Source organism: Kitasatospora sp. NPDC086791, assembly GCF_040685975.1.
Classification (GTDB): Bacteria; Actinomycetota; Actinomycetes; order Streptomycetales; family Streptomycetaceae; genus Kitasatospora.
In genome coordinates this window covers 1-25,283 of record NZ_JBFBOC010000024.1, presented here as the reverse complement: position 1 = coordinate 25,283, position 25,283 = coordinate 1, and the positions used below count along the sequence as shown (strand labels likewise).

Annotated in this window: 19 protein-coding genes and 2 pseudogenes; 11 read left to right on the top strand and 10 right to left on the bottom strand. The window is 73.8% G+C overall.

The window, feature by feature from the left end:
* Nucleotides 1-62 precede the first annotated feature (62 nt).
* From AB0Q99_RS25800 to AB0Q99_RS25790, 3 genes are all read right to left on the bottom strand, one after another.
* Nucleotides 63-1,013 carry a hypothetical protein gene (locus AB0Q99_RS25800; protein WP_363575597.1) on the bottom strand — a complete coding sequence of 317 codons (951 nt, stop codon included), beginning with the start codon at nucleotides 1,011-1,013 and terminating at the stop codon, nucleotides 63-65.
* A 99-nt stretch (nucleotides 1,014-1,112) separates the two neighbouring features.
* On the bottom strand, nucleotides 1,113-2,237 hold the full coding sequence (locus AB0Q99_RS25795; RefSeq protein WP_363575596.1) for an inosamine-phosphate amidinotransferase 1: 1,125 nt from the start codon (nucleotides 2,235-2,237) through the stop codon (nucleotides 1,113-1,115).
* A gap of 471 nt (nucleotides 2,238-2,708) precedes the next feature.
* Nucleotides 2,709-4,532: a hypothetical protein gene (locus AB0Q99_RS25790; protein ID WP_363575594.1), complete on the bottom strand. Its 1,824-nt coding sequence runs from the start codon at nucleotides 4,530-4,532 to the stop codon at nucleotides 2,709-2,711.
* Between the two features lie 268 nt (nucleotides 4,533-4,800).
* On the opposite strand from AB0Q99_RS25790, the gene AB0Q99_RS25785 reads away from it, so the two are divergent.
* The 3 genes from AB0Q99_RS25785 (at nucleotide 4,801) to AB0Q99_RS25775 (ending at nucleotide 7,637) form a co-directional block, all read left to right on the top strand.
* Nucleotides 4,801-5,766: a CoA ester lyase gene (locus tag AB0Q99_RS25785; RefSeq protein ID WP_363575592.1), complete on the top strand. Its 966-nt coding sequence runs from the start codon at nucleotides 4,801-4,803 to the stop codon at nucleotides 5,764-5,766.
* Nucleotides 5,767-5,768: 2 nt separating this feature from the next.
* Nucleotides 5,769-7,025 (top strand): aminotransferase class I/II-fold pyridoxal phosphate-dependent enzyme, encoded by a 1,257-nt coding sequence (locus AB0Q99_RS25780; RefSeq protein ID WP_363575590.1) that lies wholly within the window; start codon nucleotides 5,769-5,771, stop codon nucleotides 7,023-7,025.
* An 81-nt stretch (nucleotides 7,026-7,106) separates the two neighbouring features.
* Nucleotides 7,107-7,637, top strand: a complete 531-nt coding sequence (locus AB0Q99_RS25775) for a MaoC family dehydratase (protein WP_363575588.1) — start codon at nucleotides 7,107-7,109, stop codon at nucleotides 7,635-7,637.
* A gap of 89 nt (nucleotides 7,638-7,726) precedes the next feature.
* On the opposite strand, the gene AB0Q99_RS25770 is transcribed toward AB0Q99_RS25775, so the two are convergent.
* From AB0Q99_RS25770 to AB0Q99_RS25755, 4 genes and pseudogenes are all read right to left on the bottom strand, one after another.
* Nucleotides 7,727-8,677: a zinc-binding dehydrogenase gene (locus AB0Q99_RS25770; protein ID WP_363575688.1), complete on the bottom strand. Its 951-nt coding sequence runs from the start codon at nucleotides 8,675-8,677 to the stop codon at nucleotides 7,727-7,729.
* Nucleotides 8,678-8,700: 23 nt separating this feature from the next.
* A complete protein-coding gene (locus tag AB0Q99_RS25765) occupies nucleotides 8,701-10,026 on the bottom strand; it encodes a peptide ligase PGM1-related protein (protein ID WP_363575586.1) in 1,326 nt (441 codons plus the stop codon).
* A gap of 224 nt (nucleotides 10,027-10,250) precedes the next feature.
* Nucleotides 10,251-11,207: pseudogene (locus AB0Q99_RS25760) on the bottom strand (chitinase); the annotation flags it as partial.
* Between the two features lie 207 nt (nucleotides 11,208-11,414).
* Nucleotides 11,415-12,026: pseudogene (locus AB0Q99_RS25755) on the bottom strand (carbohydrate binding domain-containing protein); the annotation flags it as partial.
* A gap of 328 nt (nucleotides 12,027-12,354) precedes the next feature.
* Here AB0Q99_RS25755 and AB0Q99_RS25750 point away from each other — a divergent pair.
* Nucleotides 12,355-14,322, top strand: coding sequence for a lamin tail domain-containing protein (locus AB0Q99_RS25750; protein WP_363575584.1), 1,968 nt, complete (start codon nucleotides 12,355-12,357; stop codon nucleotides 14,320-14,322).
* A gap of 147 nt (nucleotides 14,323-14,469) precedes the next feature.
* Here the strand turns inward: AB0Q99_RS25750 and AB0Q99_RS25745 are convergent, their stop codons facing one another.
* Complete coding sequence (locus AB0Q99_RS25745; RefSeq protein WP_363575582.1) at nucleotides 14,470-15,159, bottom strand: GPP34 family phosphoprotein; 690 nt, start codon at nucleotides 15,157-15,159, stop codon at nucleotides 14,470-14,472.
* A gap of 246 nt (nucleotides 15,160-15,405) precedes the next feature.
* Nucleotides 15,406-16,752 (bottom strand): DUF2254 domain-containing protein, encoded by a 1,347-nt coding sequence (locus AB0Q99_RS25740; RefSeq protein WP_363575580.1) that lies wholly within the window; start codon nucleotides 16,750-16,752, stop codon nucleotides 15,406-15,408.
* Nucleotides 16,753-17,231: 479 nt separating this feature from the next.
* Here AB0Q99_RS25740 and AB0Q99_RS25735 point away from each other — a divergent pair, with 479 nt between their 5' ends.
* The 7 genes from AB0Q99_RS25735 (at nucleotide 17,232) to AB0Q99_RS25705 (ending at nucleotide 25,146) form a co-directional block, all read left to right on the top strand.
* Nucleotides 17,232-19,142, top strand: a complete 1,911-nt coding sequence (locus AB0Q99_RS25735; RefSeq protein ID WP_363575578.1) for a prolyl oligopeptidase family serine peptidase — start codon at nucleotides 17,232-17,234, stop codon at nucleotides 19,140-19,142.
* Nucleotides 19,139-19,300, top strand: coding sequence for a hypothetical protein (locus AB0Q99_RS25730; protein WP_360267534.1), 162 nt, complete (start codon nucleotides 19,139-19,141; stop codon nucleotides 19,298-19,300). The genes AB0Q99_RS25735 and AB0Q99_RS25730 overlap by 4 nt, the downstream gene beginning before the upstream one ends.
* A gap of 93 nt (nucleotides 19,301-19,393) precedes the next feature.
* Nucleotides 19,394-21,367: a RiPP maturation radical SAM C-methyltransferase gene (locus tag AB0Q99_RS25725; protein ID WP_363575576.1), complete on the top strand. Its 1,974-nt coding sequence runs from the start codon at nucleotides 19,394-19,396 to the stop codon at nucleotides 21,365-21,367.
* Nucleotides 21,348-22,022: a DUF5825 family protein gene (locus tag AB0Q99_RS25720; protein WP_363575574.1), complete on the top strand. Its 675-nt coding sequence runs from the start codon at nucleotides 21,348-21,350 to the stop codon at nucleotides 22,020-22,022. Before AB0Q99_RS25725 ends, AB0Q99_RS25720 begins: the two co-directional genes overlap by 20 nt.
* A gap of 63 nt (nucleotides 22,023-22,085) precedes the next feature.
* The gene (locus AB0Q99_RS25715) at nucleotides 22,086-23,285 is read left to right on the top strand and encodes a cytochrome P450 (RefSeq protein WP_363575572.1); all 1,200 of its coding nucleotides are present in this window, start codon (nucleotides 22,086-22,088) and stop codon (nucleotides 23,283-23,285) included.
* Nucleotides 23,278-24,564 (top strand): MFS transporter, encoded by a 1,287-nt coding sequence (locus AB0Q99_RS25710; protein WP_363575571.1) that lies wholly within the window; start codon nucleotides 23,278-23,280, stop codon nucleotides 24,562-24,564. Before AB0Q99_RS25715 ends, AB0Q99_RS25710 begins: the two co-directional genes overlap by 8 nt.
* Nucleotides 24,565-24,717: 153 nt before the next feature.
* Nucleotides 24,718-25,146 (top strand): hypothetical protein, encoded by a 429-nt coding sequence (locus AB0Q99_RS25705; protein ID WP_363575569.1) that lies wholly within the window; start codon nucleotides 24,718-24,720, stop codon nucleotides 25,144-25,146.
* On the opposite strand, the gene AB0Q99_RS25700 is transcribed toward AB0Q99_RS25705, so the two are convergent.
* A partial coding sequence (locus AB0Q99_RS25700; RefSeq protein WP_363575686.1) for an AMP-binding protein occupies nucleotides 25,139-25,283 on the bottom strand: 145 nt, incomplete at its 5' end. The two genes, AB0Q99_RS25705 and AB0Q99_RS25700, sit on opposite strands and share 8 nt — an antisense overlap.

The following is a 25,283-nucleotide window of genomic DNA, read 5'->3' as shown; positions in this document are numbered from 1 at the left end:
AGCCGAGCCGGCCGCCGAGCCGCTGCGGAGGAGGCTACGGAGAGGCTGCGCGCCGGACGTGCTCAGTGCTCCCCATCGCGCCGGGACCGGGCCCGGCGGGAGCGGAGGTAGTGCCAGACGACGACCACCGCGCTCATCCCGAGCAGCACGAGGACCATCGCGAGCAGTTCGTAGTCGGCCACCCGCGCCCCGGTGAGCAGCACGAACAGCACCGCGCCCGCCGTCGCCAGGAACGCCGCCACCGTCCGCAGCACCACCAGGAGCAGGCCGGGGCGCAGCACGGACCGGTTCCAGGTGCGGGCCGGCGCCCCGGCGCCCGCCGAGCCGTACCGGACGAGGGCGCGGTCCGCGAGCTCGTTGGTGGCCCGGCGGTACATCTCGGCGCAGGCCGGCACCCAGACGAACGGCACCACCGTCCCGAACAGCAGCAGCACCCCGATGCCGGCCCGGCCGAGCCACTTGCGGATCCGGCTCCGAGCCGGCTGCTCGGGGGTCACCAGGCCGATCAGGTACGCCTGTCGGCGCACGACGGACCACCAGGAGCCCTTGCTCCCGCCCCCGGTTCCGGCCCGAGACGCCTTCCGCAGCGCCTCCGCCGCCGCCTCGGGCGTCGGATGGACCCCCTGCACCAGCAGGATCTCCACCGCCGCGTCGCCGCCGCAGGGGTCGTGGCCGGCCATTGCGGCCAGCTCCAGCACCATCCGCAGCTGGGCGAGCAGCGCGGCGACGAACGCGATCGGCAGCAGCACGATGAAGGGGCCGCCGAGGAAGGAGCCGTCCACCACCGAGCGGCGCACGCCCCGGGCGATGGCCTGCTCGGTGACCTCGGCCCGGGTGGCCCCGGCCCGCTCGGCTTCACGGGCCTCCGCCACCGAGTCGGCGGCGAGCGGGCCCAGGTACTCCACCGCGAAGACCGCCAGCCGCTCGGGCATGCGCGCCGGGTCCGCCCGAACCGTCCGCAACAGGTCCACCAGCCCGGGTTGCCGTGCGCGCGCGCTCTCCGTTCCGCCCATCAGCCGCAGAATAACCCCGCCGATCGGGGCCCGTCCCGGGGCGGGCCCACCCGGTCCGGGTGGGCCCGGACGGTCCCGGGAGCGGCGCCGACCGGCCGGTCAGGCCAGGTAGTCCTCCAGCCCGCCGTCGCGCCGGATGTCCAGGGTGACGCAGTGGAAACCGCCGCCGAGCACCCGGGAGTGCCGCAGCCGGTGCGGCAGGACGGTGATCCCGGTGTGCTCCAGCTGCTTGATCAGACTCTCCTGGCCCGACTCGACGATCGCCGTGTCCGGGGAGACCATCAGCAGGTTCATGCTGATCCAGCTCTCGCTGAGCGCGTGCTCGGGCGTGTCGCCGGAGGGCTCGGCCGGCGGGCACCACAGGATGTCCCAGCCCCGCAGCGGCTCCGGGACGGTCTCCGGGGTGATCCGCTCCGGGTTGAGCAGCACCAGCCCCGGCCGCAGCAGCGCGATGGTGCTGTCGATGTGGGTGTAGCCGTAGATCTCGCGCAGCGGGTGCAGCCGCAGACCGCCGTCGCCGAGCAGGCCGAGGGTGGATTCGAGCCACCGCAGGCCGAGTTCGTTGCCGCTGCGGGAGACCTGGTAGAACACGTCCCGGCCGAGCCGCAGCACGTTCGCGGCGTCGAAGACCGGTTCGGCCTCGCCCAGCAGCGGGAGCCCGTCCCCGTCGAACTCGAAGAGCTCGTCCGCGAGTTGGGGCCGGGGAGCGGCCAGCCAGCGCGCGCCGCGGCGCAGGTAGTCCTGGAAGAGTCCGCGCAGCCCGAAGACCTCGAAGTAACGCTGCCGCATCGGGCTCGCGACCTCGATCACCGTCTCGCCGACCACCAGGGTCAGGTCGCGCGGGCAGTAGGAGTGGAAGCCGCCGTCGGCCTTCCACAGCGGGGAGGCGAACTCGGCCGCGTGGTCGATCGGTTCGGGCTGGTGGACGGTGACGCCGAGGCCGCGCAGGGTGGCCGTCAGGGCGTCCAGGTCCTCCTCGGTCTCCTCCACGACCTGCTGCGAGTAGGGGCCGACCCGGATCGAGGCGAGGTCGGCGGCGCTGGTCTTCGGGAAGCAGGACAGCCAGGAGGACGGCTCGGTCTGCTCGGGCAGCCGGGCGCCGACCGCCGTGCCGACCACGACCTCCCGCAGGGTGGTGAACTCGTCCCAGCTGTGGACCGGGCTGACCGGGCCGGCCGGGCCCGCCTCGCTGACCGGAGTGACCGGAGTGACCGAACGGGACATGACTCCCCCTTGACACGGGTTTAGGGACACGCGGACACGGCGACGAACGCGACGGCTTCGACCTGCCCGGCACGACGGCGGAAATCGGGTGAGCGCCGGACGGCCGCGAGCCGCCTGCGGAGCGAGGTCCCCGGACCTGCGGAACCCGCGGTGGACATCGGTACGGATCGATCGCCGGCCCGCCTCCGGCCGACCACGGCGTACGGGAAATCACCGGCCGGGCAGCCGAGTTCGCCGTTCGGTGGGCCGGGGATCGATCGTCAAGCTACCCGCCCGGCAGACGACGGCGCAAGGACCGTGATCGGCACCGGAAACGCCGCCGCGACGGACCGCCGATTGATCCGCCGGTTGTTCGACTCCCCGGTTCCGGCGCTGATCAATACCCCGGCCACACCCGGGCCGGGCCGCACGCGGGACCGGCCGGGGCGCCCAGGGGCACGCCCCACCGCCGTCCCGCGCGCGGCCCGGCGCTCACCACCGCCAGGCCCGGCGGATCCTGCTCCCGCCCGCCAGCGCCAGCAGCGCCCCGCCCGCCGCCGCGACCCCGGCCACCGCCAGGTTCTGCCGCTGCGCCCGGCGCCGGTCGGCCACCGCCGCCCGCGCCGAGGCCGCCAGGAACGCCCGCTCGACGGCGGCGACGGCCAGCTCCCCGGCCGCCACCCGCCGCCTGAGCTCCCCCAACCGCACGCCCCGGTACAGCAGTTCCGGATCCCGGTCGGCGGCCGCCCACCTCCGCGCGGCCACGGTGAGCCGGCGCTGCTCCCGCAGCGCCCCGCGGCCCTCGGCCAGCCAGGCCCGCAGTCTGGGCCAGGCCTGCGGGAGCGCGTGGTGGGACAGCTCGACGGTGTCCCGGTCCACCACCACGAGCCGGGCCCGGACCAGCCGTTCCAGCACCTCCGGCACGCCGGGATCGTCGAACTCGGCACGGCGGACCGGCTTGCGGGTGCCCTCGTCGCCGCCCGGCACCGGCTCGCCGCCGGACGCCGACCCGTCCCCCAGCGCCGGCGCGCCGTCACCGGTGTCCTCGCCGGCCCCGAGCAACTCCCCGCCGAGCCGCAGGAACACCGCTCGCGCCCGCGCCCGGTCGGCCGTCTCCAGCCCGTTGTACAGCGTCTCCGCCGTCCGGGCCATCGCCCCCTCGAACCCGCCCGTGGCCTGGAACCCGGCCAGGGTCAGCGCGTTCCCGCTGCGCCGCCGCCAGGTCTCCAGCAGTGCCGCGGACACCAGCGGGAGCGCGCCCGGCTGTTGCGCGGCGGTCGAGATGAGCACGGCCAGCAGGGCGCCCTCGACGGTACAGCCGGCCCGTAACGCCGGTTCGGTGATCGCCCGGCGCAGCTCGTCCGGCGCCGGACGCCCCACCGACAGCACGCCGTGGCGACCGGCCTCGGCCAGCCCCGGGTGCTCGGCGAACAGCGGCCCGCTCTGGTCCGAGCGGACCACCAGCACCACCCGGCACCGGGGCGGCGCCGCCACCGGCAGCCCGGCCGGGGCCCCGCCCGCGTCGCCCGCGGCCGTCGCCACCAGCGCGTCCAGGAAGCGCGCCCGCTCGGCGGCGTCCCGGCAGCGGGTGCGCAGTTGCTCGCCCTGGTCCACCACCAGCACCGGGTCACCGGCGGTCGGTCCGGCCACGCCGCGCGCCGCCTCCCCGGCTCGCTGCCCGAGCCGGGCGAGCGCGAGCGCGTACGCCTCCATCGGTCGTTCGCCCGGCGTCAGCAGCGCCACCGGGACGGCGCCGGCGGCCTGGGCCGTCCGCCCCGCTCCGCCCGCGGCCCCGCCCCGCCCGGCGGCCGCACCGGCCGCCGGAGCCGCACCGACCACCGCAGCCGCCCCGAGCCGGGCCAGCAGACCGGCTCTGACCAGCGAGGACTTCCCCGCCCCGGACGGCCCGGAGACCACCACCAGCCGGCGTTCGGCCAGCAGGGCGACCAGCCGGTCCAACAGCGCCTCCCGGCCGAAGAACCGCTCGGCGTCCACCGCCTCGAACGCCGCCGCGCCGGGGTAGGGGGCCCGTCCGACGTCCTGGGCGCGCCGCCGGGCGGCGGTGTCGGCGGCCAGTTCGGCGGCCAGCAGCTGCCAGCGGTGCCGCCACTCCCGCACGTCCCCGCCGCAGGCCTGCACGTAGGCGACGGTGACGGCGAGGCTGGGCAGCCGCCGGCCCCCGGCGGCCACCGACAGGCTGGCCGCCGAACAGTGCGCCCGCAGGGCGAGTTGACGGTACGGCGGACTCCCGGCGCGCTCCCGCAGGGCCCGAAGATCTCCCGCGAACCGCAGCAGCGACCCGTCCCCAGGGTCCAACGGACTTTCCCGACGCGGCACGACGGCCCCCTTCTTCGTTGAAGTGGTGTCCTGACACCCACGAGTGCCCACGAGCCACGCGCAGCAGGCGCGCGTGGCTCGTCCTCATCCCCCGGTGATTCATCATGCACAGCACAGTTGGCGTCAAACAATGGTGCGTACGGGTCGGTTGTTCCGAGTTGATGTTCAATGTCCAGCCGCACGGCGCCGAACAATGCCGGTGGGATAGAACCGGGGCCCGCAGCCCTCGCTGACTTCGGAGACATCCATGAGGTTCACGCGGTACTGCCGTTCCCTCCTGTCCACACCCGCGATGGCGGTGGAGCGGTACACCAAGAGCCACCAGTCCGGGGCCGACATCGCCATGGTCGATCTGGAGGATTCGGTCCCACCGGCCCGGAAGGAGGAGGCCCGCCGGCTCGCCGAGGAGTTCTTCACGCTCCCGTCCGCCAAGCTCGCGCGCAGCGCCGTGCGCATCAACACCCTGTCCGGGCCGGACGGTCTGCGCGACCTGATCGCCATCACCCGGTACCGCGTCAAGCCGGACCTCGTGCTGGTCCCGATGGCGGAGTCCCCCCGGGACATCGAGATCGCCGCCGGCGCGCTCGGTCCGGACTGCCCGCAGACGGAGTTCCTGGCCGTCGTGGAGACCCCGCTGGGCATCGAGCAGGCACCCGCCATCGCGGCCGCCGGGCACCGGCTGCGCGGGCTGGTCTTCGGCTCGGCCGACTACGCCTTCGCGGTCGGCGCCCGGCTCTGCTGGGACGCCCTGGCGCACGCCCGCGCCCGGGTGGTCAACAGCGCCCGGGCCGCGGGGGTGGAGGCGATGGACGCGCCGTTCTTCGAGGTCGCCGACCTGACCGGGCTGCGCCGGGAGGCCGGGCTCGCCCGGGACTTCGGGTTCAGCGGCAAGATCGCCGTCCACCCGCGCCAGCTCGCGCTGATCAACGAGACCTTCAGCCCGGACGAGGAGCTGCTGGCGCGCGCCCGCCGGGTGGTCGCGGCGGGGCTGGAGAACGGCCGCTCGGTCACCGTGGTGGACGGGGTGATGGTCGGCATGCCGTTCTTCGAGGCCTCCCAGCGCCTGATCGAGCAGTTCGACCCGCTCCGACCCGACGATCCGCGCGGACCCGACGGCCCGACCGGGCCCCACCTCCCGACCGGGCCGGACGGCCGGCTCCATCCGCAGGGCCGCACGCCCACCGACACCCCGAACCACGCGACGGAGAAGTGACGATGACCGAAGAATCCATCCTGGGCCCGCGCCGGTACCGCAACGCCGAGGCCATGCTGTCCACCGCGGACCCGGTCTGGCAGGCCGCCGCCGCCAACGGCCTGATCGGCATCACCGTGGACTCGGAGTCCAACAACCGGCTGATCGTCCGCGAGACCGGCCACGAGTTCGCCAACATGGTCTCCTGCGCGTACCTGGGCCTGAACAACCACCCCTCGGTCGCGGCCGGCGCGGTGGACGCGCTGACCGAGTCCCGCAGCACCTGGCTGGTCACCTCCACCACCCGGATCCGGCACAACCTGCTGGTGCGCCTGGAGGAGGAGCTGGGCGAGCTGTTCGGTGCGCACATCCTCCCGGGGGCGTCCTGCACCTCGCTCACCGCCGGCATCCTGCCGCTGATCGCCTCCGGCCACCTGGACGGCACCTGTCAGCGCGGCGGCGGCCCACGGGTGATGGTCTTCGACCGCTTCTGCCACTTCTGCATGGCGTACGTGAAGCCGATCTGCGCCGACGAGTCGATGGTGCTGTCCTGCCCGCACAACGACCTGAACTACCTGGAGGACATCTGCCGCAAGTACCCGCGGGTCGCCTACGTGGCCGACGGCGCGTACTCGATGGGCGGCGCGGCGGCCCTCGACGGGCTGCTCGAACTCCAGGACCGCTACGGGCTGTTCCTCTACATCGACGACTCCCACTCGCTGTCCATCATGGGCGAGCGCGGCGAGGGCTTCGTCCGCTCCCGGCTGGAGATGAACCCGCTGACGGTCATCGTCGCGAGCCTCGGCAAGGGCTTCGGCACCGGCGGCGGCATCGCGATGCTCGGCAACCGCGAGCAGTTCGAGTTCCTGCACCGGCACGCCGGCCCGGTCGGCTGGTCGCAGAACGTCGCCCTGCCGCTGGTCGGCGCTTCGCTGGGCAGCGCCGCCATCCACCGCTCCCCCGAACTGGCCGACCTGCAGGCCAGGTTGAACCGCAACATCGACCTCTTCGACGAGCTGCTGCCGACCGCCTTCGCGGGCAACGGCCTGCCGGTGCGCCGGGTCGACGTCGGGGACGCCGAGCAGGCGGTCAAATTGTCCGCCCAGCTCTTCGAGCGCGGCTTCTACAGCTCGGCGGTGTTCTTCCCGATCGTCCCCAAGGGCGAGGCCGGGCTCCGGCTGATGATGCGCGCCGACATGGACGAGCGGCTGATCCGCGAGTTCGCCGGCCACGTCAAGGAACTCACCGCCGGACTCCCCGGCCCGACCGCCGGACGCTAGGCCGTGACCACCGGTCGCCGGAACACCACCACCGGACGCCAGAACGCGACCACCGGACGCCAGGACTCGGGAGGAGCCGCCATGGAAGGAACCGAACCCGCCGGCTACCGGCGGATCGGCGAGCGCCGCTACCGCGAGGTGGTCGGGCGCTACTACGAGGAGTTCGAGGTCGGCGAGGTGGTCGAACACCGCCCCGGGCGGACCGTCACCGAGCTCGACAACGTGCTGATGAGCATGCTGAGCATGAACGACGCCCCGCTGCACATCGACGCCGCCTACAGCGAGCACACCCCCTGGGGGCGGCCGATCGTCTCCAGTCTGGTGACGCTCAGCATCGTCGGCGGGATGACCGCCCGCTCCACCAGCGGGCGCACCATCGCCAACCTCGGCTGGGAGAACATCAAGATGACCCACCCGGTGTTCCCCGGCGACACCCTGTACGCGGAGACCGAGACGCTCGCCAAGCGGCTGTCCAAGAGCCGCGACGGCCAGGGCATCGTCAGCTGCCGCACCACCGGGACGAAGTCCACCGGCGAGGTCGTGGTGGTGTTCGAGCGCAGCTTCCTCGTCCCGCTGCGCGGCCACGGCCTGGACGAGGTCGCCGGGTACTGACCGGCGCGCCGGGCCCGACCGTCCGCGGTCGGGCCCGGCGCACGCGGGTGGGCAGTTCGCGGGCACGCGGGTGCGCGGTGCGCCGCGGCTCAGTCCTCGCGGCGGACGTCCACCAGCACCTTGCCCATGGTCTCCCGCGCGGCCAGCGCCCGGTGTGCCCCGGCCACCCCGGACATCGGTACGGTCCGGTCGATCCGCGCCACCAACCGCCGCCCGGCGGCGAGTTCGAACAACCGCCCGGCGGTGGCCGCGAACAGCGCCCGGTCCGCCAGGACGTGCTGGAGCCAGAAGCCCAGCAACCCCGCCGAGCGGTCGGCCAGCTCGTCCACCGAGAAGCTCTCCTCCGGTCCGCCCCGGGCCCCGACCGACAACAGCCGTCCGAACGGCGCCAGTCCGGCCAGCCCGGCGCGCAGCACCCGGCCGCCGACCAGGTCCACGAACAGGTCCACCCCGCCCGACTCCGCGAGCCGCTCGGCCAAGCCGGGGTCCTCCGGGTCGAGGGCCAGGTCCGCCCCCAGCGAGCACGCGAACTCCCGCTTCGCCGGGGTGGAGGCCAGCGCGAGCACCCGGCCCGCGCCCAGCTCCCGGGCCAGCTGCACCACCAGGTGGCCGACCCCGCCGGCAGCGGAGGTCACCGCGACGGTCTCGCCCGGCCGCAGCCGCCCCGCCAGGGTCAGCGCACCGTAGGCCGTCGCCCCCTGCTCCAGCAGCGCGAGCGCCTGCTCGTCCCCCACGCCGTCCGGCACCTCGACGGTGTGCGCCGCCTCGGCGCGGGCCACCCGGGCGTACCCGCCGCCGGCCCGCAGCAGCGCGGCGACCCTCCGGCCGTCCCCGCGCCGCCGCCCGACCACGTCCGCGCCGAGCACCGCCGGCAGCGGGTAGCGCGCGTACTCGCCGGTGCGGCAGTGCAGGTCCGCGTAGTTGAGCCCGGCCAGGGTCACGTCGATCAGCACCTCGCCCGGGCCGGCCACCGGCTCGGGCACCGTCTCGGTGCGGAACTCCTCCGGCCCGCCGTAGCGGTGGATCACCACCGCGCGCATCCCAGGCGCGGCCGCCCCCGGCGTCATCCGGCGAACAGCGCGAGCAGCGCGGCCTGCTGGAGGCGGGCGGCCTCCGGGCTCTCGGCGACGACGCAGTACATCACCGAGCCGTCGGCGGGCGCGAAGTCGCAGCTGTACAGCACGCCGGTGCCGGTCTCCGGGTCGAAGGCCAGCCCGGCCGCGTCGATCGCCGCCACCGCCCGTGCGAAGGACGGCACCTTGAGGCCGGCCAGCTCCAGGATGTAGCGCGAGTCGCGGTGCTCCTCGCGCAGCAGGCGGCCGAAGTAGGCGTCGTGCAGGTGGCTGGAGCCGGTGAGCCGGCCGTTGGTCTCGTGGAAGTAGATCTCGCCCTTCGGGGTCAGCACGGCGTCCGCGCTGACCGTGCCCCGGTAGCCGATCACCCGCAGCGACTCCGACAACTCCGCTCCCTGGCGGACGAGTTCGGCGACGGCCTCGGGGTCCGGGGTGACCGGCGGAGTGATCTCCCCGACCACCACCGGCTGCATCAGCATCTCGCCGCAGCCGGCGAGCACCACGGCCGCGTCGTCGATCAGGAACTGCGCGTAGAGCGCCGCGGAGTCGGCGAAGTACCGCTCCACCACCACCCGTTGGCCGCGCCCGCCGGTCAGCCAGGCCCACCGCTCGGCCACGTACCCGGCCACCGCCGCCCGGTCCGGCAGCGGCACCACCCGTTCGGCGCCGGCCGCGTCCACCTGCTCGTCGCGGGCGAGGATCTCGTTGCCGAAGCCGCCCGCCTGGTACTCGACCTTCACCATCACGCTGTGCCCCTGCGCCAGCAGGTGCTCGATCGCGGCCTCGACCTCCGCCGGCGAACCGGCCACCCGCCCGGGCGGGATCGGCACCCCGGCACCGGCGGCCAGCGCCCGGAACCCCGCCTTGCTGTTGACCAGGGCGTTGCCGCCCTGCGCGGCGAAGGCCTGGCCGGGCATGGCGTGCGCCAGGCCGAGCGCGTCCGCCAGCTCGGCCACCGCGCCGTTCGGCGAGATGGCCAGCACCTCCTCGACGGTGCGCCCGGCCAGCACGCGGCGCAGCTCCGCGCGGAACCCCGGGTCGGCCAGCCGGCCGGTGGTGAGCACCTGGTCGCCCTGGGCGTCCGGCGGCGGCACCACGAAGGTCAGGCTGTCGGCCCGCACGCCGGTGAGCCCGGTGACGTACGCCAGGTACGCCGGGTCCGGGCCCCAGGGCAGCACCAGGACGTCGCCGTCCTCGGCCCACCAGAGCATCCGCTGCGCCCCGCATCCGGCGAACCGCTGCTCCAGCGGCGTCATCCCGGTGAGGTCCCCGACCATCTCCTCGGTGCGGTTGTTCGCGATGCAGAGCGTCGTCATCTGGTGGACTCTCCCGGCGTTCGGCGCTGTTGCGGCCCTGGTCCCGCGCACGACACGGCTGTGACGTGCGCTACCGGTGTAGCGCACCGGGGTTGTTCTGGTTCGGTCCTCGGTCATTGAACAAAACGCCGAACAACCGGGGGCAGGGCGCGGAGCGGGGCGGGGGACGGCCCGCGCCCGGGCTCTCGGAGCGGTGAGCCCGGGCGCGGGACGTCAGCGGGCGGTCAACGGCGTTGCAGGGACTTGACGTTGTCGCCGAAGGTCCAGCCCCTCGAACCGTCCCAGTTGACCGACCAGGTCATCAGCCCCTTCAGCGAACCGCCGAAGGCGTTCCACGCCTGGCCGACCAGGCCCGGGTCCAGGTAGCCGCCGCCCGCGCCGGGCTGGGCCGGCAGTCCGGGCACCTGCTTGTCGTAGGGCACCTTGACGGTGGTGCCCTGGATGGTCAGGCCGTTGTTCAGGCAGGTGGTCTGCTGGGTGAAGCCCTGCACGGTGCCGGCCTGGTAGGAGTCGCCGGAGCAGCCGTACATGCTGCCGTTGTAGTACTGCATGTTCAGCCACCACAGCTGCCCGTTGTCGGCGTACTTCTTGATGACGGGCAGGTAGGCGCCCCAGATCGAGCCGTAGGTGACGCTTCCGCCGGTGACGTACGCGGTCTCGGGCGCCATCGTCAGGCCGAAGCCCGCGGGCATCTGGGCCAGCACGCCGTCGATGATCCGGATCAGGTTGGCCTGGGAGGCGGACAGCGTGGAGATGCTGCCGCTGCCGGACAGGCCGGTCTCGATGTCGATGTCGATGCCGTCGAAGTTGTACTTCTTGAGGATCGGGACGACGGTCGCCACGAAGCGGTCGGCGACGGTGCTGGAGCTCAGGTCGATGCCCGCGGCCGCGCCGCCGATCGACATCAGGATGGTCGCGCCGGCCGCCTTGGCCTGGCACATCTCGGCGGGGGTCGAGACCTTGACGTTGGCGTCCATGCCGTCCTGCCACTGGACGGTGCCGTCCGAGAGGATCACCGGGAAGGCGGCGTTGATGACGTTGTAGCCGTGCGCGGCGATCCGGCTGTCGGTGATGGGGACCCAGCCCATGCCGGGGTGGACGCCGTTCGCGGCGCCGTCCCAGTTCTCCCAGTACCCCTGCAGGACCTTGCCCGAGGGCTTGGGCTTCGTGGGGCAGGTGTCCCCGGGCGGCGGGGTGGTCGGCGGCGTGCTGGTCGGGGGCGTGCTGGTGGGCGGCGGGGTCGTCGGCGGGGTGGTGGTGGGCGGGGGCGTGGTCGTCGGCGGGGCGGTGGTCGGCGTCGTGGCGGTCGGCGTGGGGCTGCTGCCGCCGGGGCCGGTGAGCGACACGTCGTCGGCGTAGAACGCGGGCTGCCCGTACCAGCCGTGCAGGTAGACGGTCACCGAGGTGGTGCCCGGGCCGGTGGAGAAGTCGACGCTGAGCTGACCGTACGACGGGCTGTTCGGCGTCCAGGTGGACTGGGCGCCGCCGAGGCCGGTGCCGGTGGCGCCCAGGTAGACGTAGCTGCCCTGGACGTAGGCGCTCAGCGTGTACTGGGAGTTGGGCTGCACGCTGACGGTCTGGGTGCACTGGGCGTTGTCCGAGCCGGCCGGCGTGGCCTGGAGCGCGGCGGTGCCGGAGTGGACCGGACTGCCGACGACGGCCCCGGAGCCGCCGGAACAGGTCCAGCCGGAGAGTCCGTTCTCGAACCCGGGGTTGGCCACCAGGTTGGTGGTGGCGGCCCCGGCCGTGACGGTGCCGGTCACGGCGATGCCGGCACCGATGACGGCGGCGGCGCTCACCCCGGCGAGGAGGCGCCGGAGGACGACCGGTCGTCCCTGCTCGGTGCGGCCGGACCGGCCGGCCTGCGCGCGTTCCACCACCGCCCGCCGCGGGCGCGGGGCCCGGAGCGGCGCGCTCCCGGTCCGGTCGCCTTCGGAGCGGCCCGGGTCCGGGCGGAACCCGTCCGACGGGCGTGGCGTGCGTGACCTTCGACGGAACATGCTGCGCTCCCTTCCCGCCGAGCGTCATGGACATGACCGACGCGTGGGGGCGTGACGCCCGGCTCTGGGTGAGGTGGGGGGACATGTGGGGCTGTGCCGGTCCGGATCGTAGGAGGGGCGGCAAGGCCCGTCAATAGGTCTGGACCAATTCCGGGGCGTCGGCGCGCGCGGTGCACCGCCGACGCGACGCGACGCGTGGTGCGGGCGCAGCGCGTGGTGCCGGCCGCGGCGCGTGGGACCGGCGCATGCCTGGCGTTCCGGCGGCCAGCACGCGGCATTCAGCCGGCGTACACGCCGTTTCAAGCTTGTCTCACCAGAGTTCGGCCTCGTGCCTACCTCACTCTCTCGTACCGGCGTCGCCTCCGTCTGCGCCGCGGCTTTGACGTTCTCGGGACTGGTCGTCACCGGGCTGCTCGGCGCGCAGCCCGCGGCTGCCGCGAACCCGGCCGGCTACCAGAACGTTCGGATCAACGAGGTCACCTCGGCGAACAACGACACGGTGGAGCTGTACAACACCGGCTCCGCCGCGGTGAGCATCAGCGGCTGGAAGATGTCGGACGACGGCTTCTCCCCGCAGTCCTTCAACCCGTCCGCGAGCACGATCCCGGCCGGCGGCTTCGTCACCTTCAACTCGCCCAAGGGGCTGGGTGATGCGGACAAGCTGGTGATCTACACCGCCGACGGCACGGTGGTCGACCGCGTCGAGTGGGCCGGCGGCGCGGCCAAGCCGGCGATGGCGCGCTGCGGCGGCGACGGCACCGGGGCGTGGGTCACCACGACCGCCGCGACCACCTTCGGCGCCGCGAACGCCGCGGGCTGCCCGTCCTCCGTCCCCGCGGCGAGCCGGGTGCGGATCAACGAGGTCACCTCGGACGGCGCGGACACCGTGGAGCTGTACAACGGCGGCACCAGCGCGGTCAGTATCGGCTCGTGGAAGTACGTCGACAACGACACCACCCACGTCCCGGTCTCGATCTCGTCCTCCTCGCCGAGCGCGACCACCATCCCCGCGGGCGGCTACGTCACCTTCGACTCCGTCCTCGGCCTGGGGGACAACGACTCGGTCTTCCTGGTCGACGGCAACGGCACCACCGTCGACTCGGTGACCTGGGCGACCGGCGGCGCCAAGCCGTCCGACGAGCGCTGCGCCAACGGCACCGGCTGGTTCCGGACCGCCACCACCGCGACGCCCGGCGGCGCGAACTCCTGCTCGGGCAGCGGCGGTGGCGGCCAGACCGGCCGGCTGCTGGGCGGCGGCGGCGCGCTCACCGGCGGCTGCACCCCCGAGGCGCCCTCCGGCACGGGTTCCGCCCCGGCGGGCACCCTGGCCTGGCCGGGCGGGCTGGACGTCACCATCGCGGACAACGTCTGCGCGTTCACCACGTCCACCGGCCCGGAGGGCCGTGACCTGAGCGGCCTGGCCTTCGACCCGGCGAACCCGTCGGTGCTCTGGGCGGCCAAGAACAAGAACTGGCTGTACAAGCTGGTCAAGAGCAACGGCACGTGGATCCCGGACCCGTCCTGGAGCGTGACCGGCAAGCAGATCCGCTTCGCGGGCGGCACCGGCCAGCCGGACTCCGAGGGCCTGACGGTCGGCGGCAACGGCCACGTCTACGTGACCTCCGAGCGCGACAACTCCGACAACACGGTCCCCAAGGACACGATCATGGAGTTCGACCCGGCCGCGACCGGATCGACCCTCACGCCGATCCGCCAGTGGGACATGACCGCGCAGTTCCCGCAGCTCGACACCGGCAGCAAGGACGACGCCAACCTGGGCTTCGAGGGCGTCGGCTACGTGCCGGACGGCTGGCTGACCGCGAACGGCTGGATCGACCCGCTCACCGGCGCCGCCTACAACCCGGCGAACTACCCGCTGCACGGGGCGGGCCTGTTCTTCGCCGGCCTCGAGTGGGACGGCACGCTGCACGTCTACGGCCTCAACTCCGACGGCACGTTCACCACGTTCGGCACGATCCCGACCGGCAAGGTCTCCGTGATGGACGTGACCTTCGACGCCGGGACCCAGCGCATCGTCGCGACCTGCGACAACACCTGCGGCGAGACGCACACGTTCCTGAAGGTCAACGCCGCCGGCGCGATCGTGCCGGACGTGACCTACACCAACCCGGCCGTCATGCCGGTCGACAACCTGGAGGGCTTCGCGCTCGCGCCGACCTCGACCTGCGTCAACGGCTTCCGCGAGGCGGTCTGGAGCGACGACGGCATCTACGGCTTCGGCTCCGGCAGCTCCTCCTACGGCCACGCCCTCTACAGCGGCACCTTCCCCTGCTGATCCCGCTGATCCCGCGGACGCCCCTGACCGCTCCGGTCCCTCCGATTCCTCCGATTCCTCCGACCTGAGGGACCGGCCCGCACCCCACCCGCCCCCACCGCCGCGTGGGCGGGTGGGGTGCGGGCGTCCTCCCGGGGCTGTGGTCCGTCAGCTGACGGCCGCCGTGGCCGCGGTGGCGGCCGTGGCGACGGTGACGGCCGCGATGGCCGCGACGGCGACGTGCATGTTCCGGATCGCCTGGCCGACGGACTCGCCCGCCCAGTCGCCCGCGGCGATCTCCGCGAAGCGCAGCTCGACCCGCGCCCGGGGAAGGTCGGAGAAGGCCAGGCCGTGCAGCCGGGCGGCGTGCAACAGGGCTATCAGGGTCGCGGTGCGGACGTCGGGCGCCTCGTGATGGCGGATCACGGCGGTCAGCCGCCCGCGGAGTTCACGCTCGACGGAGCCGTCCGCCTCCGGATAGCGGCGGACCGGGAAGAGGCCGAGGACCCGGTGGCGCTCCTCGACCACCAGGCCGCGCTCGCACAGCCGCCGCACGGTGGCGCGGACCGCCGTGGGGTGATCCTTGGTCAGCCAGTCCGCCGCCTTCGCCTTGCCGGGGCCCTTGCGCCCGACCCACTCGGCGAGCCGCTCCAGGCGCCCGTCGAGCAGCGGGTCGCCGGTCGGGGTGGGGTCGGTGACGCTGAGCCGGCCTTCGTCGAGCGCGATGCGGCCGGCCAGCGCGAGGTCCGCGAGGAGGCCTCCCGCCACCGCCCATCCGGCGCTCGAACTGTCCTTCGCCACGCCGGACTCGTCGTCCAGCGAGAGCAGCATCAGCTCCTCGGCGAGGGTGACGTGCATGTGCCTTTCCTTTCCCTGTACGGATCGGTCACCCCGCGACGCGCCTGCCGGCCGCCGCACCCGGGTGTCCTCAGCCAGCAACGCCCGCCCGCGCGGCCCGGTTCCCCGGCTGCCTCCGTCCGCCCCCGTCCGCCCCCGCCCGCCCCCGCCCGCCGGGACGGCGGCGCCGCGCCGTCTTCCCGTCCGTCGGGGCGTCAGGGTCTCAGCGCGTCAGGCTGTGCGGCCGTCAGGTCGGCTCGAGCACCGTCAGCGCCGCCCGGCGAGGGCGGCGTGGACGGCGAGGAAGTTCAGGTAGCGGCGGTGGACGTCGGCGCGGTCGGCCGCCTCGGTCACCGACTCGCGGCTGAGGCGTTCGATCATCTCCGCCTGGGCGAGGAGCACCCGGCTCTGCTGCTCCGTGGTCGTCTCGGACATGATCTCCGTGAGGGCGTCGAGCTGGCGGATCAGGACGGCCGGCAGGCCGGGGGCGGCCTGGCGGATCTTCTCGAAGGCGCGCTGGACCAGTCGTTCGTAGCTCACGGGGGCGGTCATCACCCGGATGTGTCCGGTCTCGTCCCGGTGGACCGGGTTCGGGTGCCAGTGCGCGGCGACCCGGCACAGCCCCTCGCCGAGCCAGTCGATGCAGGTCAGGGCGGTGAAGGTGTCGTTGACGGCGCTGGACAGCGCCCGGATGGCGATCTCCACCAGCTGGTCGACGGCGAAGGCGATGTCCTGGGCCAGCGTCCGGGTCGAGCCGGTGATGTGGGCGCGGGCGAAGCTCCGGGCCACCTGGGGCGCCGCCTCGGCGGGCCAGACCGTGGCGAGCTGGTGCCCCTGCACCAGGAAGTGCCCGGGGCGGTGGTCCAGCCGGATGACGGCGCCGAACTCCGCCGCCATCCGGACCAGCGTACGGTGCCGGACGAACTGCAGGTACCCGCTGGACGGCGCCGGAACGGCCGCGCCCGCCGTGTCGAGCCGGGCGTGCAGCTCGGCCGCGGACGGCCCGGTGGCGCGCCCTCCGGACGGTGCCGGCTCGCCGGCGTCCGCCTCGATCGCCGCGGAGAGCTCCGCCGCGATGCTGGCGATGACCCTGGGCAGCTGGATGGAGGTGGCGATGTGGTGGATGAAGTAGATCAGCACGGCCAGGTCGGCCATCACCAGCACCATGCAGACGGTGATGGACAGGTGCGGCACCAGGTCGCCGTGCGAGGCCGGTCCGATGACGACCAGCGACAGCATCGTGTACACGAACGTGCCGACGAAGGTGCCCAGGGTCAGCTGGGTGGTGCGGTCCCGGATGAAGGTGCGCAGCATGCGCGGGCCGAACTGGGTGGAGGCCAGCGTCAGGGTCACGATCATGATCGAGAACACCACGCCCACGACGGTGATCAGGGCGGCCGCGATGGCGGCGAGCGTCTGCCGGGCGGCGTCGGCGGTGCCGCTGATCACCCAGGACGGCAGGGTGAGGTCCCCCCGGTAGGCGGCCCGGTCGAGGGACCAGGTCACCGCGAACAGCAGCACGGCGACCACGACCTCCAGGATCGGCACGACCCACAGGTTCGTCCGCAGCGCCTCGCGGCGCCACTGCGCCTCCAGATGGACCCCGCGGATCACGTCGGCGTGCCTTCCGCCGGCCGGCGTCGATCAGTGGGCCCGGTGGACGGCCGACGAGGTGACAACGAGGAACCTCCTGTACGGAAGCCGGGACCGGGATCACCGGTATCAGCGGTGTTCAGGGTTCGGGGTTCTCGGTTCACCACGTCGAAGCCACCGCCGGCGTCCTTGAGTATGCGGGCCGGGTGGAGCCGGTTCCAGGTCATGGAGGTGGTGTCGCGCCCGGTGCGGCCGTTCTCCGGGGGTTCTCCGACGCCCTCCGGTCCACCGGAGCGCGAGCCATCCGTCACCCGGTCGGCCATCTTTCGGCCAACTGCGCGAAAGGTCTGTTCGCCCTCGCGGCCGCCCCCTAGAGTGGCCGCGATCCTCCACAAGTGACCCTTTCTTCACGTCAGTTCACTGGACCTTCACACCGATGCACTGGCCTCGGGACGTTCAGCGCAGCCTGTTCCCACCATCGAGCCGGAAGGGCCGGGTCCGTGACGCAGGCGTTCCAGTCCCCCGGCTTCGCCGCCCTGGCAGCCGACCGCGCGGTCGAGACGCGGCTCGTCGAGGAGCGTTGGCAGGCGGTCGCCTGGGATCTGAGGACGGATCGGCGCCGGGTGGTCACCGACCGGCCGGGGGGCGTCCACCTGAGCGAGATCGAGCCGGACGGCGAGGCCATCTGGTGGTTCGACGCCGACAGCGCGGGGGAAGGGCGGTGGCGGCGCTCGCCGTTCACCGGCGGAGCGGGCGGAGCGGGCGGCGAGGGCGGCGAGGCGCTGCACGGCGTCCCGCGCGGGCGGGCGTACGGCATCGCCTTCGACCGGACGGGCGCCCTCGCGGCGCTGGCCGTCGGCGTCGACGGCGCCTCGCACTGCTACGTCGGACCGCCCGCGGGCGCGGCGCGGCTGATCGGTTCGGCGCCGGGGTACCTGAGCCTGGCCGACCTGTCGCCGGACGGTCGACTGCTCGCCCTCGGCGGGCGGCCCGACGGGGACGACGCCGTACTCCTGTGGCCGACGGACCGCCGGACGGACGGCCGGACAGCCGGCCCGCTGCAGCTCGCCGGGGGCCGCCGGCTGCGGCTCTGGCCGATCGAGTTCAACCCGCTCGCGGTGCCCGAACCGGAGCTGCTGCTGGTGGTCGAGAAGGACGAGCGGTACACCGTCGCGACCTGGCGGGCGGGCGCGGGGCTGCGCAGGTACCCCGGGCTGTCGTTCGACTCCCAGATATCGGCCGGCTGGTACCAGCACCAGGGGCCGCACGGGGTACTGATCCAGCACGAGCGGGCCGGGCGGAGCCGGCTGCTCCTCGCCGACCTCGACCCGGCGAAGGGACGGAGCACGACGCAGCACGGACCCGTGAGCCGAGGGCCGGTGGGCCGCGCACCGGCAGCACAGGCGCCGTCCGTCCGGGAGATCCGCACACCCGGCGGCACGATCCACGACCTGTCCTGCGCCCCGGACGGCGCCCTGCACTGCGTCTGGAGCCGGGAGTCGACACCGCCCCGCCCGCTGGTCCTGCGCCCCGGCGCGGAGACCGCGCACCGGCTCGATCGGGCCCCGGGCGACACCTCGCGCAGCCGGCGCTGGACCTCCCGGCCGTACGGGCGGATCCACAGCTTCGTCAGCACGCCGGCCGGCCGGGGCCCGTGGCCGACGCTCTTCCTGGTCCACGGCGGCCCGGCCACCCACGACCGGGACTCCTACGACCCGCGGGTGAACGCCCTGGTGGACCGCGGCTACGCGGTGGTCCGCACCAACTACCGCGGCTCCACCGGCTACGGCGCCCGCTGGCAGCACGAGTACGGCCACCGGGTCGGGCTGGCGCAGATCGAGGACCTGGCCGCCGTCCGCGCGGAGCTGGTCGCCGACGGTACGGCGCTCGCCGAGCGCACCGGCCTGTGCGGCTTCTCGTGGGGCGGCTACCTGACCCTGCTGGCGCTGGGCGCGCAGCCGGAGCTGTGGTCGCTCGGCCTGGCCGCCCAGCCGATCGCGGACTACCCCGCCGCCTACCGCGCCACCACCCCCGCCCTGCGCGAGCTCGACCGGCAGCTCTTCGGCGGGAGCCCGGACGAGGTGCCCGAGCGCTACCGCGCGGCCGATCCGCGATCGTACGTGCACCAGGTCCGCTCGCCCGTCCTGCTGGTCGCCTCGCGGACCGACGAGCGGTGCCCGCCCGACCAGGTCGCCCGCTACGCCGCGGACCTGCGCCGGCTGGCGGTGCCGCACGAACTGCTCTGGGTGGACGGCGGCCACTACAGCCGCCGGACCGCCGACCACCGATCGGTGCTGGCCGCGATGGTCCGGTTCGCCGAACACGCCTGGCCGGCACCGCTCCCCCGGTCACCTCGGGGCGGCCGCCCCGAGGCACCCGCCGAACCGACGGAAGGAGGTGAACAGCCATGAAGCGACGCAGCATTCAGAACGACCCGATCAGCACCCCGGAGCGTGACCGGGGCGCCGTCGTGGTCCAGAACTTCGCGCTCGACATCACCAAGGCCGCACCGGTCGCGCCTGCCCTCAAGGGGCAGCCGAAGCCGAAGCCGGAAGCCAAGGGCAAGTGACCCACCGTCGCTCCGGGGCTCCCACGGTGCCCCGGGGCGACACCTCACCGACCGCCGGCGACCGACCGCCGGCGACCGACAGAAGTGGCCACCATGCGTATCGTCCTGCTGCACATGCCCTGGGGCGCGATCGACGTGCCGTCGCTGGCGCTCGGGATCCTGCACACCGCCGCCGCCCGCGCCGGCCACCGGGTCGGCGTGCGCTACGCCAACCTGGATTTCGTGGACTGGGCGGCCGAGCACGCGGGTTTCGGCGTGGACGACTACCAGTACTTCTCCGAGAAGTCCTACTTCCAGGGCGCGGGCGACTGGGCGTTCGCCGGCGCGCTCTACGGTGACGACGCCCCGGCCGCCCCCGAGACCGACACCAACGCCGGCACCAGCACCGCCACCGCCGACGAGTTCGCCGACTACTTCGCGTACCTGGCCGCCAACGGCGCGAGCGAGCAGGAGATCGCGCTGACCCGGGCCACCCGTGCGATCGCCCCCGCGTTCATCGCCCGGCTGGTCGAAGAACTCGCCGCCGACCCACCGGACTTGGTGGGCTTCACCACCACCTTCCAGCAGAACACCGCGAGCCTCGCCGCCGCGAGGCTGCTCAAGCAACGCTGCCCGCAGGTCCGCACGGTGTTCGGCGGCGCGAACTGCGACGGCCCGCAGGGCGCCGCGCTGCACCGCAACTTCCCCTTCCTGGACTACGTGGTGCGCGGCGAGGGCGAGGCCGTCTTCCCGGCGCTCCTGGCGGGCGGCGACCTCTCCGCCGTCCCCGGGCTGTGCTGGCGCGACGCCTCCGGGACCTCGATCGCCAACGCGATGACCACGCGCCCGCTGCCGCCCGCGGCGATCCTGGCGCCCCGCTACGACGGCTTCTTCGAGCGGCTCGACGCCTCCGTCGCCGCCGGCTGGGTCGACCCCAAGCTGGTCGTCGAAGGCTCCCGGGGCTGCTGGTGGGGCGAGAAGCACCACTGCACCTTCTGCGGGCTCAACGGCTCCTCGATGGAGTTCCGCTCCAAGCCGCCGGCCGACTTCCTCGCCGAGGTGCTCGCCCTCGCCGAGCGCCACCAGCTGCTGGACGTCTACGTGGTCGACAACATCCTGGACATGGGCTACTTCGACACCGTCCTGAAGTCACTGGCCGAACTCCCGGTCGATCTGCGGCTGCACTTCGAGATCAAGGCCAACCTGCGCCGCCACCAGTTCCAGCTCCTCGGCGACTCGGGCGCGGCCCAGGTGCAGCCCGGCATCGAGAGCCTGAGCACCCGGGTCCTGCGGATCATGGACAAGGGGGTGACCGGCTGCCAGAACGTCCGCGCGCTGCGGGACGCGCAGAGCGCCGGGGTGTCGGTGACCTGGAACTACCTCTACGGCTTCCCGGGCGAGCAGCCGGCCGACTACGAGTCGGTGATCCGCCAACTGCCCGTGCTGCACCACCTGGACCCGCCGACCGGCGCGGGGCGGATCGCGATCGAGCGGTTCAGCCCGTACTTCGACCGCCCCGAGCTGGGGTTCGCGATCACCCGGCCGGCCTTCCAGTACCACGCGACCTACCGCCTCCCGGAGGGCGAACTGGCCGAACTGGCCTACGTGTTCACCGCGCCGCCGCTCGGCATCGGCGGTGACCTCGCGGAGCGGCTGAGCGCGGCGGTGGACACCTGGCTCGCGCGGTTCCCCGACAGCCGGCTCAGCTACCGGGACGCGGGCGGACGGATCGTGCTGGTCAACACCCGCCCTGGGTACGACTGGCGGGTGGTCGAGCTGACCGACCCGGTGGAACTCGCCGTCTTCCGGCTGCTGGCCCAGCCCCGCTCGACCGCCGCGCTGGCCGCCAAGGCACCCGGCGGCGCGGCGGCGGTCGAGCCGGTGCTGGCGCGTTTCACCGCGCTGGGCCTGCTGTTCCACGACGGGGAGAGCTTCCTGCAGGTCGCCGTCGAGTCCGACAACCAGGTGCTGATGCGGATGCAGCACCGGCACGGCCCCGCCGCCACTGCTCTTCCTCGCGTCGAAGACGTGCCCGCCGCCGTCCGCCCCCGCACCGGGGAGGTGCCCGATGCCGTCCCGATCGGCTGAACGAACCGCTGCCGACGCCTGGCCCGCGGCCGGCCCGGAGGTCGAGCTCTGGCTCGACTACGAGCCCGCCGCACGGGAGTTGCCGGGCTTCGCGCTCGGCCGCCGGGTCCTGACCGGCCCGGCGCACGCGGAGGTCACCGAGCTGCACCGTGCCGGGGTCCGCTGCCTGCGGCTGACCGAGCCGGTGCGACTCTGCGCGGACGCGCCGGCGGCCTCCGCGCGGGCGCTGATGCTGCTGCGCGAGGCGACCGGACAGGGGCTGGCCGTACTCTGGCGGGCGGTCTGCCCGGACGGCTGCGCGGCCCGGCGCCGGTTCCACCACCTGTACCCGCCCGAGCAGTTGACGGGCGCCCCACCGGAGGTCCTCGCCGACTGGCGCGCCACGTACTTCCCGTGCAAGTGCGTCGTCCGGCGCGGCCCCGGCTTCGTCGAGGTGCGCGACCGCCGGTTCGGGACGCTGGAGCTGTTCACCATCGACGATCCGGGCCACCTGGCACAGCTGGACGCGCTGGCCGAGGGCGTCGAGCTCGACCGGCTGCCGGACGCCGTCCACCGGGACCTCGCCGCAGCCGGTCTGATCGCCGAACAGGCCGGCCGCGCCTGGTTCCTGCCCGCGCGGGTGCGCCGCTGGCCCTTCCCGTCGCTGACGGTGTAGCCGCGCAGCTGTGTGACTGCGCAATTGCCCAGCCGCGAGAGTTTCGATCCCGAGGAGAGAGCCATGACCACCGCGGTCGACGACGCCGCCGCGCGGATGTCCGCCTTCATCCGCGACCCCTACCCCACGCTCGCCCGGATCCGCGAGGCCGGCGCGGTCTCCGTCGTGGAGTTCGGCGAGGGCCTGCCGGTCTACCTGGTGACCCGCTACCAGGACGTCCGGGCCGCGCTGATGGACCCGCGCTTCGGGCAGGACGTCCGCCGCAGCCAGGCCATCGCGAGCGGGCGGGGCTCCGGCCTGACGCTCGGCTCGGAGGTGGTCCACATGCTCAACAGCGACCCGCCGGACCACACCCGGCTGCGCAGGCTGATCCAGGGCGTCTTCACCCGCCGGCGGGTCGACCTGATGCGGCCGCTGGTCGAACGGATCGCCGGCGACCTGCTGGACGGGCTGCGCGAGCGGGAGACCGCCGACCTGGTGACGGACTTCGCCTTCCCGCTGCCGATCATGATCATCTGCGAGCTGCTGGGCTTCCCGCCGGAGGACATGCAGGCCTTCCGCACCTGGTCGACCGCGATCCTGACCCAGGGCGGCGACCTGACGTTCGATCAGGCGACGGCCGAACTGAACGACTACCTGAGGGAGTTGATGACGGCCCGGCGCGCGTCGCCGAGCGCCGACATCCTCACCGACCTGGTGCGGGCCCGTGACGCCGGTGAACTCACCGAGCAGGAGGTGTTCTCGATGGTCTTCCTGCTGCTGATCGGCGGCCACGAGACCACCGTCAACCTGCTCGGCACCGCCACCCTGGCGCTGCTCCACCACCCCGACCAGCTCGCCCGGCTGCGCGCCAACCCGGCGGCGATGCCGGTCGCGGTCGACGAGTTCCTGCGCTACGAGTCCCCGGTCAGCATGGCCACCCTGCGGTTCACCAACGCCGACGTGATGGTCGACGACGTCGAGATCCCGGCGGACGAGCTGGTGCTGCTCTCGCTCGGCGCGGCCAACCGGGACCCGGCCCGCTTCCCCGAACCCGACCGGCTGATCCTGGACCGGGGCGATCCCGGCCACCTGGCCTTCGGGCAGGGCCTGCACCGCTGCCTCGGCTCCTTCCTCGGCAAGCTGGAGAGCGAGGTCGCACTGACCGGCCTGCTGGAGCGCTTCGCCCGGATCGAGCTGGCCGCCGCCGAGGAGACCCTGCCGTGGCGCAACACGATCATGCTGCGCGGCCTGGAATCGCTGCCGGTCTCGCTCCATGGCTAGCGACGCCGGAGTAGGCGCCGCGGGAACGGACAGCACGAGAACGGGCGCCGCGACAGGCCTCCTGCGCTTCCGCCCCCGGATCGGCGTCGCCCCCCTGCGCACACGCGGCTTCCGACTGCTGGTGATCGGCCAGGGCACCTCGGAGTTCGGCAACGCGTTCCAGGTGGTCGCCCTGCCGCTGCTGGTCTACTCCCTGGCCGGCGGCGCCCGCCAGTTGAGCCTGGTGGTCGCCGCCTACGGCGCGGGACGGCTGGCCGCCACCCCGCTCGGCGGGATGCTCGCCGACCGGTACGGCGCCCGACGGGTGATGCTGACCGCCGACCTCGGCCGGCTGCTCGCCACCGCCGGGCTGTGCGCGGTCGCCGCCGCCGGGGTGGCGGACTTCCGGCTGATCGGCGGGCTGGCCCTGCTGGTCGGCCTCGGAGCAGGGGTGTTCCTGCCGGCCGCCTGGGCGATCACCCCGACCCTGCTGCCCGCCGAGGAGCTGCACGCGGGCAACGCGCTGAACAGCACGGTCACCTTCGGCGCCGGCCTGCTCGGCCCGGCGGTGGCCGGCCCGCTGGTCGCCTGGCTGAGCCCGGCCGCCGCTCTGGGCACGGACGCGGCGACCTTCGCGGTGTCGGCGGCCACGCTGCTGCTGATCGGCCGCGGCAGCCCGGTCACACCACCGGGCCCGATCTCCGAACGCGCCTCCGTCCCGAGGAACTTCCGCGTCCTGCTGCGGGAATCACCGCTGCTGCGCGCGGTGCTGACCGTGACGGTGATCGCGAACCTGACGGTGGGCGGCGCCACCCGGGTCGCCCTGCCGGCCCTGGCCACCCACGGCTTCGCCGCCGGCGCCGTCGGACTCGGTCTGCTGCTGGCCGCCTTCACCGGCGGCGCCCTGGTCGGTGGCCTGTTCGCCGCCGGGCTCACCGAGCTGCGCTCCCGGGGCCGCACGGCGATGCTCGCCGGCCTGGTGATGGGCGCGGCGATCGGCCTGGTGCCGTTCACCGGCCTGATCGGCGCCGTCCTGCTGCTCTGGCTGGCCGGCGGCGCCAGCACGGTGACCAACGTCCTGGTCGTCACCGGCGTGCAGAAGAGCACCCCGCCCGCGCTCCTGGCCCGGGTCATGGCGGCCATCACCTTCTGCGGCCTGGGCGTCTTCCCGCTCTCCGTGATCGCGGCCGGCGCGGCGGTGGACGCCTTCGGCAGCCGGGCGGTCTTCGCGACGACCGGGCTCTGCCTACTGGCCGCCTTCGGGTACGCGCTGACCAGACGCGAGATCCGCGAGCTCTGAACCGGACGAGGGCCCTCCCCGCCCCCGTTCCCCTCCCCCGCTCCCCCGAGTTCTGCCCTCGCGGGATGCGACGGGTGCGTGGCAGCCTGGAAGCGGAGCCTCCGAGCAGGTCACCCCACGGGTGACGCGGTCGCTCCGGAAGGAGTCCTCACCATGGCAGACGGTGTCACCGGGCCCGGCCGCAGCCGGCCCCAGACCGTGGAGCGGGCCTTCGCCGGCGGATGGACCACCTTCGCCGCGATCATGCTCCTCATCGGCGGCATCCTGGCGGTCCTGGAGGGAATCGCCGCCATCCTCAACGACGACCTGGTGGTGGTCACCCGGAGCTACACCTTCTCGTGGAGCACCACGGGCTGGGGTTGGATCCACCTGATCCTCGGCGTGGTCCTCGTCCTGGCCGGCACCGCCCTCTTCAGCGGCGCCGTCTGGGCGAGGGTCGTCGGCGTCATCGTCGCCGGCCTCGGCATGATCGCCAACTTCGTCTGGCTGCCCCACTACCCGTTCTGGGCGACCGTCCTGATCGTGATCGACGCCTTCGTCATCTGGGCCCTCTGCGCGGGCACCACCAAGGAACTCACCTGAGCCCCCCGCCCCACTTCCCCCACGCCCCTGACAGGACCCGGGCGGCTTCGGCGATCATCGGGAGGTAGACGGCGACGCGGTCGCCCTTGCGGACGCCGAGTTCGAGCAGGGCGTTGGCGGCCTGGGAGACCTCGTCC

Coding starts and splice junctions, on each gene's coding strand:
- AB0Q99_RS25745 (WP_363575582.1), bottom strand. CDS start 15,159: ATGCACGTCACCCTCGCCGAGGAGCTGATGCTGCTCTCGCTGGACGAC.
- AB0Q99_RS25720 (WP_363575574.1), top strand. CDS start 21,348: ATGCCGTCCCGATCGGCTGAACGAACCGCTGCCGACGCCTGGCCCGCG.
- AB0Q99_RS25770 (WP_363575688.1), bottom strand. CDS start 8,677: ATGCGCGCGGTGGTGATCCACCGCTACGGCGGGCCGGAGGAGTTCCGC.
- AB0Q99_RS25780 (WP_363575590.1), top strand. CDS start 5,769: ATGACCGAAGAATCCATCCTGGGCCCGCGCCGGTACCGCAACGCCGAG.
- AB0Q99_RS25730 (WP_360267534.1), top strand. CDS start 19,139: ATGAAGCGACGCAGCATTCAGAACGACCCGATCAGCACCCCGGAGCGT.
- AB0Q99_RS25715 (WP_363575572.1), top strand. CDS start 22,086: ATGACCACCGCGGTCGACGACGCCGCCGCGCGGATGTCCGCCTTCATC.
- AB0Q99_RS25800 (WP_363575597.1), bottom strand. CDS start 1,013: ATGGGCGGAACGGAGAGCGCGCGCGCACGGCAACCCGGGCTGGTGGAC.
- AB0Q99_RS25785 (WP_363575592.1), top strand. CDS start 4,801: ATGAGGTTCACGCGGTACTGCCGTTCCCTCCTGTCCACACCCGCGATG.
- AB0Q99_RS25765 (WP_363575586.1), bottom strand. CDS start 10,026: ATGACGACGCTCTGCATCGCGAACAACCGCACCGAGGAGATGGTCGGG.
- AB0Q99_RS25795 (WP_363575596.1), bottom strand. CDS start 2,237: ATGTCCCGTTCGGTCACTCCGGTCACTCCGGTCAGCGAGGCGGGCCCG.
- AB0Q99_RS25710 (WP_363575571.1), top strand. CDS start 23,278: ATGGCTAGCGACGCCGGAGTAGGCGCCGCGGGAACGGACAGCACGAGA.
- AB0Q99_RS25775 (WP_363575588.1), top strand. CDS start 7,107: ATGGAAGGAACCGAACCCGCCGGCTACCGGCGGATCGGCGAGCGCCGC.
- AB0Q99_RS25705 (WP_363575569.1), top strand. CDS start 24,718: ATGGCAGACGGTGTCACCGGGCCCGGCCGCAGCCGGCCCCAGACCGTG.
- AB0Q99_RS25725 (WP_363575576.1), top strand. CDS start 19,394: ATGCGTATCGTCCTGCTGCACATGCCCTGGGGCGCGATCGACGTGCCG.